Genomic DNA, 14,334 nt, shown 5'->3' on the forward strand with positions numbered 1-14,334 from the left:
ATTATTCTTTATGGGGCGCGCAGTTTAAAAGCCTTGCAAGGCTGGAACCCCTAAAAATAAGGGGTTACCTTTGGTTGAATGCGAACCATCGGTGCCCAGCCACTTTTTGCGGCTCAATCTAAAGGCTGATTCAGCCATAACGTCTGCATGACGTTTGCGTGCTACAAAAATAGGAAGTTGCTGATCAGCTCTTTCCCACCCTCTGTAGCAAATGATTCTGGATGAAATTGTATACCATAAATCGGATAAGTCTTATGTTTAACCGCCATTATTTCAAAATTTTCTGCCGAGATAGAACGAGACGTATCCTGCAGCTCATCAAGCGAAATATTCCCCGTAATGGCCGTGATTTCCAGATCATTTGGAAAGCTTGCGTATTCAGCCATCAATGAATGGTAGCGCATGATTTCGAGTTGATCCGGGATGTTACGAAATAGGTCCTGATGATGGTGAGAAATGGCGCTAATTTTACCGTGCATTGGCAGTGGTGCCTTGATGATTTTGCCACCAAACACATGCACGATGCCTTGCATACCCAAGCACACACCTAATAAGGGAATCCTCGGGCCAAGTTCTTTAATGACCTGTGCACAGATGCCAAAGTAGTGCTCATCATCCGGTGAGCCTGGGCCGGGTGAAATAATGATCCTATCCGGTTGCAGGGCCTGAATTTCGTCTAGGGTGATCTCATTGTTGCGTTTGACCCAAACGTCAAACGCATCGATCACGCCAGCATTGCAGGCGCTGCTTAAAATCTCACCGATGTATTGGTAAAGGTTGTAGGTAAACGAATCGTAGTTATCAACAATCAGTACTTTCATTTTGAAGATTCCTGGCGGTCCGTGAATATTTCTAATGCCTTGCGTGTGCCCGCAAACTTACGTCGAATTTCTTCATACTCATCAGCAGGATTCGAGTCGTAGACATTACCGCCACAGGTTTGCACATAGGCTTGGTTGCCTTTGGCAAAGACGGTGCGAATTGGAATAGCAAAGGTGCAATCACCATTAAATGAGAAGTTGCCGACAGCGCCCCCGTATGGACCACGACCATCGGTTTCGAGGTCGTCAATGATTTTCATGGCTTCAATTTTAGGAGCACCCGTTAGTGTCCCAGCCGGAAAGTTGCTGGCCAGTGCTGAAAACATGTCTTCTTTTTCGTCGATGATCCCAACAATTTCACTGGAAATGTGTTGTACATGGCTGAAGCGTTTGATGTCCATCAGGCTGCGAACTTTGACGGTGCCAAAGCGAGCGACGCGGCCAATATCGTTGCGGTGTAAATCCACGATCATATTGTGTTCAGCAATTTCTTTAGGATCGTTTAACAACACTCGGGCTAGAGCTGTGTCCTCTTGTGCATCTTTTCCACGTCGAGTGGTGCCTGCAAGAGGGAAGGTCTCCATCTCACCTTGGCGCAGTCTAAACAAGAGTTCGGGGCTGGCACCGATGAGTTTTTGGTCGTCAAACTTGAGATAGTACATCTGCGGTGAAGGATTAACCTCGCGCAGTTGCTCATACATATTGAGGGTATCGCCTTCAAAGCGTAGGTACTTTTTGAAGCCGACTTCGCACTGAAAAATCTTACCTTCAATGATATCCTGCTTAACCTTCATCACGGCCTGGGCATGCTGTTGTTCGGTCATGGTTTCATGTGTGAACTCAATGCGCAAAGGGCCCATGCCTTCAAAAGGCGTGGCCATAATGTCATGAATCAGCTGAATACGATTTTCACTGTAGTAAAAATAAATGATCTCGCCCGTCATTTTGTCGAGAATCAGCCCATCCTTATAAAGCCCAAAGCGGAAGGATTCAAACCAGTCATTGGTTTTCAGCGCTAATGAGGGTTCGAAGTAGCTCATCGCATCGTAGCTAATATAGCCTGTCAAACCACCGGCATACTTTCGTGAAATGATGTCTTGCGGCATGATTTCGCGCAGCAAGTAGTAGGGATTATCACTCTCGTAGTGCTCTTTATTGCCTTGACGATCTTCGATTGTCAGCTGCTTACCCTTGGCGTAGAGCAATTGTTCGGGATCAAAGCCTATAATGGAGTGACGAGAAAAGTGACTGTCTTCCCCCAAAGACTCCAACATAAAACAATGCGTGAAGCGTTTTTCGATTTTGCAGAACAAATCAAAAAAATCGCAGTCAGTCGTTAGCGTGATGTAGTGTGGCTTACGAGGAAGCTCGATTTTTTTCGGTCGGTTAGACATGATGAACTCTTGTTAGTCACGTTTGAGCGCACGAGCGCCACGGGAAACGGTTGCGATACCCACACCGAGCTGCTCAGCAATTTTTCGCTGAGGAATACCGGCTTGCAGCATTTTTAGAATCTGGAGTCGCTTAGGAATTTCATTAAGTTCAGCGGGCGTGAGCAAACTTTCCAGTAGGATCATCAGGCTTTCATGGCTATCAGCCGCTAAAATTGCATCCAAAAACGCCTCGGTATAAGGGTCTTTTGTATTCATGTACTAGTACGCTATCACATTACTGTGCAGATTGGTAGCGTTGATGCAAGGTCGCGACGCGATCAACGTAGGCGCGTGTCTCAGGAAAGGGAGGAATACCACCGTAGCGCTGAACAGCCCCCGGGCCTGCATTATAGGCGGCAGTCGCCAGGCGAATATCGCCGTTATATTGGCGCAGTAAGGCTGAAAGGTATCTAACACCGCCGCCAATATTTTCGCGAGCATCCATGGCATTGCGAACGCCCATATCGGAAGCCGTGCCGGGCATCAATTGCATTAAGCCTTGTGCTCCTTTAGGGGAAATTGCGCCTGGATTAAATGCCGATTCAGCATGAATGACAGCACGAATGAGTGCAGCATCGACTTGATAGGTTTGTGCGGCGTGATTGATTTCATCCCGGTAACGGTCTGTGAATAAACGTGTGCTTCGCCAGTTGATACCCGAGTCAACACGGCAGGCGTAACAGTCAAAACGGAGGACGGTATAATCAACGCCGTCTAAAGGTCGTTGATCGGTAAAGGCCAGACTGCCATCGCGGGTACGATAAGAAAACACCGAGCGTGTTTGTGAGCTGCTCGCTTGACCCGAACGTCCGGTGTTGGAAAATTCGATTCGGCCGTCAGGGTGGACGATGCGTTCGATGCTGCCATTAGCACTAGTCAGTGACGCGCTTAGACCAAGGCTTATGGCTAGGGTTAATTGTGTTAAAAAACGAGTATCCATACGATAACCTTCAGCGAATGACCTGCCAATCAAAGATAGGAATCATACCTTCTGAGTCTTTTGAAGACCATAGGTTTTCAGTCGCGAATACCCCAACACCTCACTTCAGTTAGCCAATATGAGCCTGTTTTGAGCAGAGGGTTTCTGTCTGTGAACGCGCATTCAGCGTCACTTGTCCTATGTAGATCAACGTGGGCGATTGCAATGCCATAGAGTTCACACAGTTGCTCATTTCGGCCAGCGTACTTTTGATCATGCGCTCATTTTTATGGGTTCCGTTTTCAACAAATAACACAGGCCAGTGGGCAGGCAGTCCATGTTTTTGTAACTCTTGGCTGATGGTCGAGACTTTAGATAGGCCCATATAAAAAACCAAGGTTTCATCGGTTTTCGCTAAGTCTGCCCAATTGATATCACGATCATCACAAAAATGGGCCGTGATCAGTCGAAGTCTGGGTGCGATTCCGCGCTCGGTCAGTGAAAAGCCTAATCCCGCCGCACAGCCTGCTGCGGCCGTAATGCCAGGAATGATGCTGTAAGGGATATGAGCGGCTTGCAATGCTTGAATCTCTTCGGTGACGCGGCCGAAAATCAAAGGGTCGCCCCCCTTTAAGCGCACAACCTTGAGACCTTGTTGACCTAGCTCGACCAACAGCTGATTAATGTCGTGCTGTGACATCGAGTGATGGCCTTTGCGTTTGCCTACGTATATCCGTTTGATGTACGCGGGGATCTCGTCGAGCAATTCTTGGCTCACCAACGCATCGTAAACCAGGATGTCTGCCTCAAGAATCCGTTGCCAACCTTTGCGTGTGATCAGCTCTGGATCACCGGGGCCCGCTCCAACTAAGGCCACTTGACCTTGGCGCGCGCGTCCACGGAAAAAGGATACGAGCCCACTAAGACCCTTTTCCATCTTTATAGAAGAAAAACGGCTTTGAAAAGCCAAAGGGCTGAACGGATGTAGTGCTGGCATGGCTGACTCCTAAGCATAAAAAAACCCGCAGGTCGTTAGGACATTCATCCTGTCAACCTGCGGGCTACGTTACCCAATTTCAGTGAAGGCGTTACTGCGTAAGCATCACACTTTACTGTTTGATTACACTATTACTTGCAATTTATAGGCCATTCAATAAACAACGTATTTTGAAGGTGTTTTCAGTGTTGGGTCATTTTTGGGTGCGCTATGTTGGAGCGCAGATGCTTTAGTGTGCCATAAATGAAGGCGGAGCGCTGGACGGATGAATCTGCTAAACACGAGCAATTACGGTAGTATTGGTTTTTTTATCTGTCGTTGAATGTAACCAATGCCCAGCACCTCTATTTCATCCCCTCGAATATTGCTTCTTTCGGCGTACGATGCCGCCAGTCATAAGCGTTGGCGAACTCAACTTATGGCCGCGTTGCCTGAAATGCATTGGCACACCTTAGTGTTATCGCCCCGTTACTTCAGTTGGCGTATTCGAGGAAATGCCTTGAGTTGGTTTCAACATCCGCAATTGCGAGAATCATGGGACCTATTAATCTGCACGTCCATGGTCGATCTAGCTGGGTTGCGTGGCTTACACCCTCATTTGGCGAAAACACCGGCCTTGCTCTATATGCATGAAAATCAGTTTGCCTTTCCAGACTCAGGTCGCCAGCATAAAAGCTACGAGCCGCAAATGATTAACCTCTACAGCGCCTTATCTGCCGAACAGATACTGTTTAACAGCGAGTGGAACCGCCGTAGTTTTATTGAGGGAGCCAGTGCTCTGCTTAAAAAACTGCCAGATGAAATACCTGTCGGTTTGATGGATCATATTTTCGAGAAATCATCGATTCTTCCTGTACCGATTGAGGATGAACTCTTTGCGGTACGAGAGAGGCCCATTCATCACACCCAGCCACATCTCTTGTGGAATCATCGTTGGGAGTACGATAAGGGGCCTGATCGATTAGCGTATTTTTTGGATGCGTTACTGGAGCGAAAGCAAGATTTTTCACTCAGTCTAGTGGGAGAGCAGTTTCGTAAGCAGCCGGAGGCTTTTCAGTGCATACGTGAGCGTCATGCGGAGCGAATCGTGAACTGGGGCTTTATGGCTGACGTATCAGAGTATCGTAGGCTTTTAACGCAAGCGGACGTTGTGTTATCAACGGCGCTGCATGATTTTCAAGGCTTGTCGATGCTAGAGGCCATGGCCGCGGGTTGCATTCCCTATGCACCAAAGCGCTTGGCGTACCCTGAGTATATCAAGGCACCTTTTTTATATGCGAGTGAGTTGAATGAACCCATAAAGGAGGCGGAGCAGGCGGCCGATCAATTTGTGCAATTATGGCAACAACCTCTGGAGGCTCAGATGCCAGATTTGTGGCGTTTATCGCAATTGCTGCCTGTCTATCGTACCGCCATCAAGGCTTTGCTTTAACGAGGAAGGAAAGTGACGGGAGATCTATTTGACGATGCGTGTGCACCCACCCCTTGGGTGCAGGTGATTGGCGATGATGCCGTCATTTTAAGACACTTTGCAATCGAGTGGGTTGGCGAGCTGCTGGAGGGCATTGCCAATATAGAAGCCTTATCTCCTTTTCGTCGGCAGCAAACACCCGGTGGATTTTGGATGTCAGTCAGTATGAGCAATTGTGGTTCCTTTGGATGGATAAGTGATCGCAAGGGGTATCGTTATGCTGCTGTCGATCCTGTGACGGGGAACCTTTGGCCAGCCATGCCTGCTTTATTTTATCAAGTCGCGGCAGCGGCAGCAGAGCAAGCGGGTTTTAAAGGCTTTATGCCGGATGCTTGTTTGATTAATCGTTATGAGATCGGAACCAAGATGTCTTTGCATCAGGATAAGGATGAGCAAGACATGTCACAGCCGATTGTATCTGTGTCGCTAGGGCTGCCCGCTGTGTTTATGTTCGGTGGGGAGCGTCGTCAAGACCCCGTGCAGCGCTTCCCTTTATTACAAGGGGATGTGGTGGTGTGGGGTGGTCGTTCACGCCTCAATTTTCATGGGGTTATGCCCTTAAAAGCCGATTTGAATGAGCCTAATGCGCAGGTCGGTGTTCGCTATAATTTGACCTTTCGGAAGGCTTGTTAATACATAGTGCTTTCCATACTTGTTTAAGGCGCTTTCTGCTTTCGCCTTCCGTTATGTTCCTCTATGGACATTTTACCTTGCATCCACTCATTTTATTAGTAAAATCTAATTTAGATTGGTTTTACTTTATTCGATTAACTCAACGTAAAAAGGAAGTGCAATGAAACGTTCAATTTTACCCGCCCTTGTTCTCGCGTCTTCAGTGGCTTTGTCTCCGTTCAGTTTTGCTGAAGGCCAAGCCGCTGAAAGTGCACTCATTTTAGTGAACAGTGCAGATCTACAAACGCAAGGAATGGCGATGGTGCTGGGCAATGCGATGCAAGGTCAAGGCGCGCAAGTGGATGTTCTTCTCTGCGGACCTGCCGGGGATCTTGCTTTAAAAGCGACGGAAAACGAAACACTCAAGCCTCGCGATGTGACGCCTGAGCAGTTGCTGATGAATTTACAAAAGGGCGGAGCAAAGGTTGAGGTTTGCGCACTCTACTTACCGAACAGTGGCAATACTGAAGATGCATTGCGTGAAGGAATCACCCCTGCGGCTCCACCAGAAGTGGCTACAAAAATGCTGAGCAGCACTAAAGTCTTCTCTTTCTAAGACTTGCCTAATGCGATGGTCGGATGCGTTCGGTCATCGCCTCTTAATGCACAAAACTCTTGCGTAGATCCATCTGCATATTGAATGCGCACGTTAAAACCTAACCCTGGTTGATGGTTTAATAATAACGTCCGGGTTTGCCCAGGCTCAATTCTGAGGGCGAGCAGGTTGGATTGGGAGTCCGCATTGCCAAACTCAAGTTGTATGGATTGCATCTGTATCTGGCCCGTATTGCTGAAGGTCACTGCCATGCCTTCAAGGGGGGCCGGTATCCACCGTGAAGTGCCCCAGCCTATGAAAAAACTCACAACGATCATTAAAATCCATTTGTTTCGTGTCATGGTAGCTCCTCAATGCATCGGCTTTACAATGGCGAAAAGACAGTGAATGATTTATCGTAAGGTGACTACCTTGCCTGATTGATGAGAAAATTGCGATGAGTGAATTAAACGAAAAAACACTGCATGCCTTAAAAGTCGCCTTTACGTTTATGCCAAAGGCAATTGAAGTGACCCGCTACGAATATGGCGAAGACTACCAACGGATTATCGATCAGATAGAGCTGGTGCGCGAAGCATTGCTCCTTAATGATATCGACCCAGAAGAGGTCGATGGCGATATTCATCCAGATCAAACACCGAATTCGTGTTATTGATCAATATCTCCTTTTAATCCCTTAGTCAAATAGGGTGGTTAAAAAACGATCAGTTTCTTGGCGGGAAGTTGGATTTAAACTAAAATGCACTAATACCTAAGATAAATGAAAAGGAATATTGAAATGTCTTTGTTGAAAAGTTTATTAAATCTTGCCAAAAAACAAGGCGATGTCATTAAAGGGACAAAGCAAAATGACAACTTTGTTGTTGATGGCAATCTATCCAAAGCGAAGTTAGGCGCTGGGGACGACACGCTCACCGTAACAGGCGATGCATGGAAGATAAAAGCAGGTCATGGAGATGACACAGTCATTGTTGACGGAAATCTTTGGAAGGCCAGCTTAGGTAAAGGCGACGATGTCCTTGAAGTCGGGGGTAGCGCTCATAAGATCAAAGCAGGTGCGGGTGATGATAAGGTCGTTGTCGGCGGAGATGTTCATAAAGTGAGCTTGGGTAAAGGCGATGATAACCTTTGTGTAGAGGGCGATGCCAATAAAGTTCGCGCAGGATCTGGGGACGATGTCGTTTCTATCGGTGGCGATTTAGGAAAAGCGTCTTTGGGTAAAGGTGATGATTGCTTAGACGTTGATGGAAATGCACAGAAGATAAAGGCTGGCTCTGGCAATGACGTCGTTACCGTGGGTGGTGATGTGGGTAAAGTCAGTCTAGGCAAAGGAAATGATCAGTTATACGTTGGCGGAGATGCCTCTAAGGTTACCGCTTTAGGCCGTGGTGAAAACCAAATCATGATTGAGGGTGATCTGAATAAAGCCTACTTAAGCAAAGGTGATAACGATCTATTTGTTGGCGGCGACGTGACCACTAAAATCAAAGGCGGAAAAGATGACGATCTGATTTGGGTCAATGGTGATTTAGCGAAGGTATCTACGGGTAAAGGTGAAGACCAGCTGTATGTAGGTCAGAAAGCTGGAAAAGTTGACATGGGCGATGGTAATAATCTTGCCGTTATCAATACATTAGAGTCTTCTTTCAAATCAGGGTCAGGTAATGACCGTCTTGAGATTGATGTGAATAATGGAAAAGTTGACACAGGTTCAGGCAATGACACGGTTTACATAGGTTTCCATGCTAAGGACGTTGATCTGGGTAAGGGTGATGATCATTTAATTTTGAACAGCTTTGCCGACGGTAGTTTTGCAGATGGTGGCAAGGGTTACGATGTCCTGACAATCGTGGGCGATGAATCAAATTATTCGATCACCTCTCATAAGGGATATGACTATATTACTGATTTAGTTAGTAATGCGACGCTTAAAGCGCGGAACTTTCAAGAGATTAATTTTGTAGAGCAGTATGAATCCGACTATCTTGCTGAGTTTGATTTGGGATTCGTTAAGGATCTGGGCTCGTTGAATTGTGGCTGTGGCAAGGACGTGATAACCCTATAAACCGCGCCGCCTACTATATAACAGCTCTCTAGGCTTAGAGGGCTGTTATCGATTTTAAAAACCTTACCTCTGCTGCCGTGCGATGTGCTCAAGTAGCCCTCGGCTTGCCGCTTCAATAATATCCACAACTTCGTGAAACCCTGCGTCTCCATCCGTGTAGTAGGGGTCGGGAACTTCAACACCTTGGTAAGGTGTTGCTGCGAAATCTGTGAAGAGTGACAAATGCCCTTTGAAGTCTTTCGGTGCTAACGCCCTCAAGTCCTTTAGGTTATTTGCGTCCATCGCAAGGAGGTAATCAAACTGCTTGAAGTCCTCGACTCTCACTTGCCTTGCTCTTAACCCACTTAGGTTGTAGCCGCGCTTGAGTGCGACAGTCTGAGAGCGTGTGTCAGGAGCCTTGCCAATGTGCCATGCGGCCGTGCCCGCCGAGTCAATTGTAAATGGGTGTGAGTCTTGCTCGGACATCTCACGAAAAACGCCTTCTGCCGTGGGTGAGCGGCAAATGTTGCCTAAGCAAATAAACAGAACCGATGTGTGTTTCTTCATTGCAAATTGCCTCTGTAAGCCTGTTGGCGATAGGGTTTGATGATCAATTAATTTGCCTGATTCTATGACGTGTAGTTTACAAATATTCTGGATAATGTTCTTCTAAACGTTCAGTGAAGCCGCCAAAGAGATGCAAAACGTGCTAGACCGACTCAGTTATTTTTTTATCTTGCAAGGGCATCCTGAGGCCTTGATCCAAGGGCATTACAATGGCTGGTTAGTTGTGTTGTCTTTATTGATTGCGACAGGTGCCTCGATGATGGCCTTTCGTGTCGCGGGTTTTGCGAAGCGTGAGCGTGATCCTTGGACGCGCCAACGCTTTCTAATGATTGGTGCATTTGCATTGGGCGGTGGAATTTGGTCAATGCACTTTATCGGGATGCTCGCGTTTGAGCTGCCGGCCGAGGTTCATTATCATGGCTTGACGACGCTGTTATCGGCATTACCTGGTTTTCTTGCGTCTTGGGTGGCGTTGGATCTGTTGGCACGAGATCAAATCAGTAAGCGCATCTTGCTCTACGGGGGCTTGCTCGTGGGCAGTGGTATTGGCCTTATGCACTACACGGGCATGGAAGCGATGCGAACTGAGCTGAAATTGGGTTACGACCCATATTGGTTTGCTGCCTCTATTATTGTTGCTGTTCTCTTGGCCGTCATTGCGCTTTGGGTTCGTTTTGGCTTGGCGCGCATTACTGTGATGCCTTTTAGCGTTCGTTTATCCATTAGTGGCTTAACCATGGGGTGCGCCATTGCTGGGATGCACTACACGGCCATGTTGGCGGCTCGTTTTGTTGGCGAAGTCCATATCCCCGAATCACAGGATGTGACACATCATATTGAGATGGCGCTGTTAATCACATTGGTGACGATTGTGATCAGTGGCGTTGTCTTTGCAACAGTCTTACTGATGCGCTACAAAACGCTGTATTGGCAAGGAAAAGAAACATCTGCACGCTTGTCTGCCATTTTTGACACTGCTGTTGATGGCATTATTACCATTGATTCTCTCGGTACTATTAGCGCGTTTAACCCGTCTGCTGAACGAATTTTGGGCTGGGAAGCGGTTGACGTTTTGGGTAAAAACATTAAATCACTAATGCCCGAAGTGCATGCGCGTCATCATGATCAATATTTAAAAAATTACTTGAAAACAGGACATGCGAGCATCATCGGCGTCGGCCGTGAAGTGGAAGCGTTACATAAAGATGGGCATCTTGTCCCTATTCGCCTAGCGATCGGTGAAACGCAAGTACAGGACCAAAAGCTCTTTGTTGGCTTTATTACCGATTTGACGCAGCGCCGAGAAATGGAACAAGCCTTGCTAGAGCGTGAACATCAGTACCGAACTTTAATCAACAATATGCCTGGCGTGACGTTTCGTTGTCGTTTTGATGAGCATTGGACGGTTTTGTTTGTCAGTACCCAAGTAAAAGAACTCCTTGGTTGGGAATCAGACGAGTTTACTGAAGCGAATGTCACGTTTGGGGCCTTGATCCATCCTGAGGATGTTGAATATGTCTGGAATGTCGTATCCAACTCGATTTTAGACGATAAGCCATGGGTTATTGAATATCGATTTATACACCGTGATGGCACTACCCGTTGGGTGTCAGAAAGTGCGTCCGGGGTGCGTGATGGGCAAGGTGAACTGATATGGATTGATGGCGTCATGGTCGACATCACTGAATCCAAACGTCAAAATGCGATTTTAAGTGGCGTATTGTCAGCGGTGAATAAAGCCGTCGCTGTGTGTGAATATGATCGAAATGGACAAATCCTCAGGGTGAATGAAAACTTTCTCACCCTAACTGGCTTTCTAGAAAATGAGCTGTTGCACCAGCCCTATACGCTGCTCAATGATGATCGTGAGGGCGAGTCTATACATCAACTGAACTGGGATGAGTTGATGGAGCAAGAGCGGCTAGAAGGTGAGTATCACCGAGTTAGAAAAGACAAGCAGCCCTTGTGGGTGCGTTCATCCTTTCGTGTGATCCACGATATTGATCATGGGCACGCGCGAGTCATAGAGCTAGCAACAGACTTAACTGAACGCAGAGATATGGAGATACGTTTACGTCAAGCAAAAGAGAAAGCTGAGTTCGCTGCACAAGTCAAAACGAACTTCTTAGCCAATATGAGCCATGAAATACGCACCCCTATGAACGCCATTATTGGGTTTACTGACTTAATGCTTGATACGCCCTTACAACCGACCCAACAGCGCCACTTAACAACCATTCGAAAGTCGGCCCAGTCCTTGTTATCCCTATTGAATGATATCCTCGACACAGCAAAATTAGAGCAGGGTGCGGTGATTTTAGAGTCGATCGATTTTTCATTACGGGATGTGTGTGATCAAGTGTTGGCAACACTTGGGCTCTCAGCCTATAAAAAAGACCTTGAACTGATCTGCGATTATCCCGAAGAGCAGCCAACCTGGTTTAAAGGGGATCCGTTGCGCATTCAGCAGGTGTTGATTAATTTGGTTGGCAATGCCATCAAATTTACCCATCATGGACGTGTTGTTGTATCGGTGAAGTATGAAAACGATCTCCTCTTGATCAAGGTACTGGATACAGGTGTTGGCATTGCGGCCGACCGCTTAGAGGCTATTTTTGATCCCTTCTCACAAGAAGATGCATCCACCACTCGAAAATACGGTGGAACAGGGCTTGGAACCAGTATTTCAAAACAATTGGTTGAGGCGATGAAAGGAGACATACGCGTTACCAGTGAACTGGGTAAGGGCTCTTGTTTCTCAATAGAGTTACCACTTCCTGTAGGAAAAGAGGTTATTACTCCGCGAAGACGTGCAATCCAAGCACAATTGCCTCCGTTGCGGATTCTGATAGCAGATGATGTGCCTCAAAATCTTGAACTTTTGGCGTTGAACTTTGAGAAGGAGTCGCATCAGCTGCAGTTAGTAACAAATGGCTATGAGGCGGTTTCTGCCTTTAAAGAGCATCCGTTTGATTTAGTACTAATGGATGTGCAAATGCCTGAAATGGACGGCTATGACGCGACGCTCAATATTCGCGAATGGGAGCGGATGCAACAGCAGTCACCGACCCCAATTATCGCACTGACCGCCAACGTTTTAGAACAGGATCGCCTCAATGCAGAGAGAGCAGGCATGTCAGGTTTTGCTATCAAACCCTTGAATATGCAGGCCTTGCGTGAGGAAATTGTTCGTGTTCTGCAGCTGAAGCTGTCAGAGGACGAACCCTCATCCGATAGGCATTTCCCGCTAGAGGGTGATGAAATTAAAGGCGTAGATGTCATTGATTATGCACAGGGGGTGGCGCTTTGGGGATCTAAGCAAGCATTGCATAATGTGATTAAGCGCTTTTTGGCACAGAATAAAGAGACGGTTGATGCTTTGGTGAGCCTGAATGCTTCCCAGTTGTTGGAGCAGGCGCATCGCTTAAAAGGGGCTGCGGGTAACTTAGCATTAAAATCCCTAGCACATGCGCTGGATGCATTAGAAAAAGCGTTAAAAGATAAAGGGCCAAGTCATCATTATGATGAAGAAATACGAGCGCTCACGTTGGCGTTTCAAGAGGTGTATGCTCTGTTTGATACATTACCGAATGAGATCGTTTTTGAAAGTCAGATCCAACTCAATATAGATTCTGTAGAAAAGGCTAAGGCGCTGATTAATCAGATGCTGGCTCGACTGGATAAGGGGGAATTACCCGACGATTGTCTTGATGCATTAGCGGAGTGCATAGGCAGTCACGCCCTAGTCACCTTGACGGACTGTTTGGAGGATTTTGATTTTGATTGTGCACACTCAGCGTTGTTGACGTTGCAGGAAAGTTTGAATTCAAATCAGGAGGGGGATAAGCCTTCATGAGTCGTACCGATGTTCGCCCTAAACTTTTGATTGTCGACGATGAACCGACAAATTTACAAGTGCTTCGTCATATTTTACAGGACGAATACCGCTTGGTGTTTGCACGAGATGGCCACAAAGCCATCAGTCTTGCGAAGGAGCAGCAGCCTGACCTGATTTTGCTTGATATTATGATGCCGGATTTAGATGGACTGAGTGTTTGCCGTTTATTAAAGTCTGAACATTCAACTCGTTCAATTCCTGTCATTTTTGTCACAGCCTTATCGGATGTGGATGATGAAGCGATAGGGTTTGAAGCGGGTGGCGTTGACTATATTACTAAACCTGTCAGTGCCGCCGTGGTGAAAGCGCGCGTTAAAACGCATTTGAACCTTGTGCATTTAGATGAGATTCGTGAAACGCGCTTAGCCATCGTACAGCGACTCGGTCGAGCATCGGAATACAAAGACAATGAAACCGGCATGCATGTGATTCGTATGAGTCATTACTCGCGCGTGATTGCACGTGCTGCTGGGTTCAATGAGCATGATGCCGATGATTTATTAAATGCAGCTCCTATGCATGATGTGGGAAAAATAGGTATTCCAGACTCAATCATTCGTAAACCAGGCAAACTGGATGCAGACGAATGGCGCGAAATGCAGCGACATGCTGAAATAGGTGCTGAAATTATTGGGCAGGACGACTCTTCTTTGCTGCAAATGGCACGTCGTATTGCTCTGTATCATCATGAAAAGTGGGATGGCAGCGGCTATCCTGAAGGACTCAAGGGTGAGGCCATTCCGATTGAAGCACGTATTGTTGCCATTGCGGATGTCTTTGATGCCTTAACCAGTGTTAGGCCGTATAAAAAAGCTTGGACCGTTGATGATGCTGTGAACTTGATCGTTTCCGAAAGTGGTAAGCATTTTGATCCAACCTTAGTGGATGTGTTTGTTCAAGAGATTCCAGCGATCCTTGAGATCAAAGCTCGCTGGGTCGAAACAGAATAACGGTGG

Annotated in this window: 14 protein-coding genes; 7 read left to right on the forward strand and 7 right to left on the reverse strand. The window is 47.0% G+C overall.

All coding sequences use genetic code 11. From position 1 onward, the window contains the following. Positions 1-161: 161 nt before the first annotated feature. The 5 genes from F5971_RS07130 to cobA all read right to left on the reverse strand — a co-directional run bounded on the left by F5971_RS07130 (position 162) and on the right by cobA (position 4,170). Positions 162-821 (reverse strand): anthranilate synthase component II, encoded by a 660-nt coding sequence (locus F5971_RS07130; protein ID WP_193494550.1) that lies wholly within the window; start codon positions 819-821, stop codon positions 162-164. Next, positions 818-2,215 (reverse strand): anthranilate synthase component I family protein, encoded by a 1,398-nt coding sequence (locus F5971_RS07135; protein WP_036510829.1) that lies wholly within the window; start codon positions 2,213-2,215, stop codon positions 818-820. The genes F5971_RS07130 and F5971_RS07135 overlap by 4 nt, the downstream gene beginning before the upstream one ends. 12 nt (positions 2,216-2,227) lie before the next feature. Next, positions 2,228-2,470, reverse strand: a complete 243-nt coding sequence (locus F5971_RS07140; protein ID WP_193494551.1) for a Trp family transcriptional regulator — start codon at positions 2,468-2,470, stop codon at positions 2,228-2,230. Between the two features lie 19 nt (positions 2,471-2,489). Then, the gene (locus F5971_RS07145; RefSeq protein ID WP_036510826.1) at positions 2,490-3,194 is read right to left on the reverse strand and encodes a lytic transglycosylase domain-containing protein; all 705 of its coding nucleotides are present in this window, start codon (positions 3,192-3,194) and stop codon (positions 2,490-2,492) included. Between the two features lie 109 nt (positions 3,195-3,303). After that, complete coding sequence (cobA, locus tag F5971_RS07150) at positions 3,304-4,170, reverse strand: uroporphyrinogen-III C-methyltransferase (RefSeq protein WP_051514392.1); 867 nt, start codon at positions 4,168-4,170, stop codon at positions 3,304-3,306. Positions 4,171-4,501: 331 nt separating this feature from the next. Here cobA and F5971_RS07155 point away from each other — a divergent pair, with 331 nt between their 5' ends. The 3 genes from F5971_RS07155 (at position 4,502) to F5971_RS07165 (ending at position 6,869) form a co-directional block, all read left to right on the forward strand. Continuing rightward, entirely contained in the window at positions 4,502-5,602 is a 1,101-nt protein-coding gene (locus F5971_RS07155) for a tRNA-queuosine alpha-mannosyltransferase domain-containing protein (RefSeq protein ID WP_193494552.1), read from the forward strand. A gap of 12 nt (positions 5,603-5,614) precedes the next feature. After that, positions 5,615-6,274 carry a DNA oxidative demethylase AlkB gene (alkB, locus tag F5971_RS07160; RefSeq protein ID WP_193494553.1) on the forward strand — a complete coding sequence of 220 codons (660 nt, stop codon included), beginning with the start codon at positions 5,615-5,617 and terminating at the stop codon, positions 6,272-6,274. A gap of 160 nt (positions 6,275-6,434) precedes the next feature. After that, positions 6,435-6,869, forward strand: coding sequence for a DsrE family protein (locus F5971_RS07165; protein WP_036510823.1), 435 nt, complete (start codon positions 6,435-6,437; stop codon positions 6,867-6,869). Here the strand turns inward: F5971_RS07165 and F5971_RS07170 are convergent. Next, the gene (locus F5971_RS07170; protein WP_193494554.1) at positions 6,866-7,210 is read right to left on the reverse strand and encodes a hypothetical protein; all 345 of its coding nucleotides are present in this window, start codon (positions 7,208-7,210) and stop codon (positions 6,866-6,868) included. The two genes, F5971_RS07165 and F5971_RS07170, sit on opposite strands and share 4 nt — an antisense overlap. A 95-nt stretch (positions 7,211-7,305) precedes the next feature. Here F5971_RS07170 and F5971_RS07175 point away from each other — a divergent pair, with 95 nt between their 5' ends. Together F5971_RS07175 and F5971_RS07180 are read left to right on the forward strand one after the other, a co-directional pair. Next, positions 7,306-7,524: a penicillin-binding protein gene (locus tag F5971_RS07175; RefSeq protein WP_193494555.1), complete on the forward strand. Its 219-nt coding sequence runs from the start codon at positions 7,306-7,308 to the stop codon at positions 7,522-7,524. A 123-nt stretch (positions 7,525-7,647) separates the two neighbouring features. Further along, entirely contained in the window at positions 7,648-8,934 is a 1,287-nt protein-coding gene (locus tag F5971_RS07180; RefSeq protein WP_193494556.1) for a calcium-binding protein, read from the forward strand. Between the two features lie 63 nt (positions 8,935-8,997). Here the strand turns inward: F5971_RS07180 and F5971_RS07185 are convergent, their stop codons facing one another. Further along, complete coding sequence (locus tag F5971_RS07185; RefSeq protein ID WP_036510814.1) at positions 8,998-9,480, reverse strand: low molecular weight protein-tyrosine-phosphatase; 483 nt, start codon at positions 9,478-9,480, stop codon at positions 8,998-9,000. Between the two features lie 139 nt (positions 9,481-9,619). Here F5971_RS07185 and F5971_RS07190 point away from each other — a divergent pair, with 139 nt between their 5' ends. Continuing rightward, positions 9,620-13,336 carry a PAS domain S-box protein gene (locus tag F5971_RS07190; protein WP_193494557.1) on the forward strand — a complete coding sequence of 1,239 codons (3,717 nt, stop codon included), beginning with the start codon at positions 9,620-9,622 and terminating at the stop codon, positions 13,334-13,336. After that, complete coding sequence (locus F5971_RS07195; RefSeq protein WP_036510811.1) at positions 13,333-14,328, forward strand: response regulator; 996 nt, start codon at positions 13,333-13,335, stop codon at positions 14,326-14,328. Before F5971_RS07190 ends, F5971_RS07195 begins: the two co-directional genes overlap by 4 nt. Positions 14,329-14,334 lie beyond the last annotated feature (6 nt).

The organism is Nitrincola alkalisediminis (assembly GCF_009821115.1).
GTDB lineage: Bacteria > Pseudomonadota > Gammaproteobacteria > Pseudomonadales > Balneatricaceae > Nitrincola > Nitrincola alkalisediminis.

Bases quoted from the DNA above. Each gene is read 5' to 3' on its own strand.
- F5971_RS07140 (WP_193494551.1), bottom strand. From the start codon at position 2,470: ATGAATACAAAAGACCCTTATACCGAGGCGTTTTTGGATGCAATTTTA.
- F5971_RS07185 (WP_036510814.1), bottom strand. From the start codon at position 9,480: ATGAAGAAACACACATCGGTTCTGTTTATTTGCTTAGGCAACATTTGC.
- F5971_RS07145 (WP_036510826.1), bottom strand. From the start codon at position 3,194: ATGGATACTCGTTTTTTAACACAATTAACCCTAGCCATAAGCCTTGGT.
- F5971_RS07195 (WP_036510811.1), top strand. From the start codon at position 13,333: ATGAGTCGTACCGATGTTCGCCCTAAACTTTTGATTGTCGACGATGAA.
- F5971_RS07165 (WP_036510823.1), top strand. From the start codon at position 6,435: ATGAAACGTTCAATTTTACCCGCCCTTGTTCTCGCGTCTTCAGTGGCT.
- F5971_RS07135 (WP_036510829.1), bottom strand. From the start codon at position 2,215: ATGTCTAACCGACCGAAAAAAATCGAGCTTCCTCGTAAGCCACACTAC.
- F5971_RS07155 (WP_193494552.1), top strand. From the start codon at position 4,502: ATGCCCAGCACCTCTATTTCATCCCCTCGAATATTGCTTCTTTCGGCG.
- F5971_RS07130 (WP_193494550.1), bottom strand. From the start codon at position 821: ATGAAAGTACTGATTGTTGATAACTACGATTCGTTTACCTACAACCTT.
- F5971_RS07180 (WP_193494556.1), top strand. From the start codon at position 7,648: ATGTCTTTGTTGAAAAGTTTATTAAATCTTGCCAAAAAACAAGGCGAT.
- cobA (WP_051514392.1), bottom strand. From the start codon at position 4,170: ATGCCAGCACTACATCCGTTCAGCCCTTTGGCTTTTCAAAGCCGTTTT.
- F5971_RS07170 (WP_193494554.1), bottom strand. From the start codon at position 7,210: ATGACACGAAACAAATGGATTTTAATGATCGTTGTGAGTTTTTTCATA.
- F5971_RS07175 (WP_193494555.1), top strand. From the start codon at position 7,306: ATGAGTGAATTAAACGAAAAAACACTGCATGCCTTAAAAGTCGCCTTT.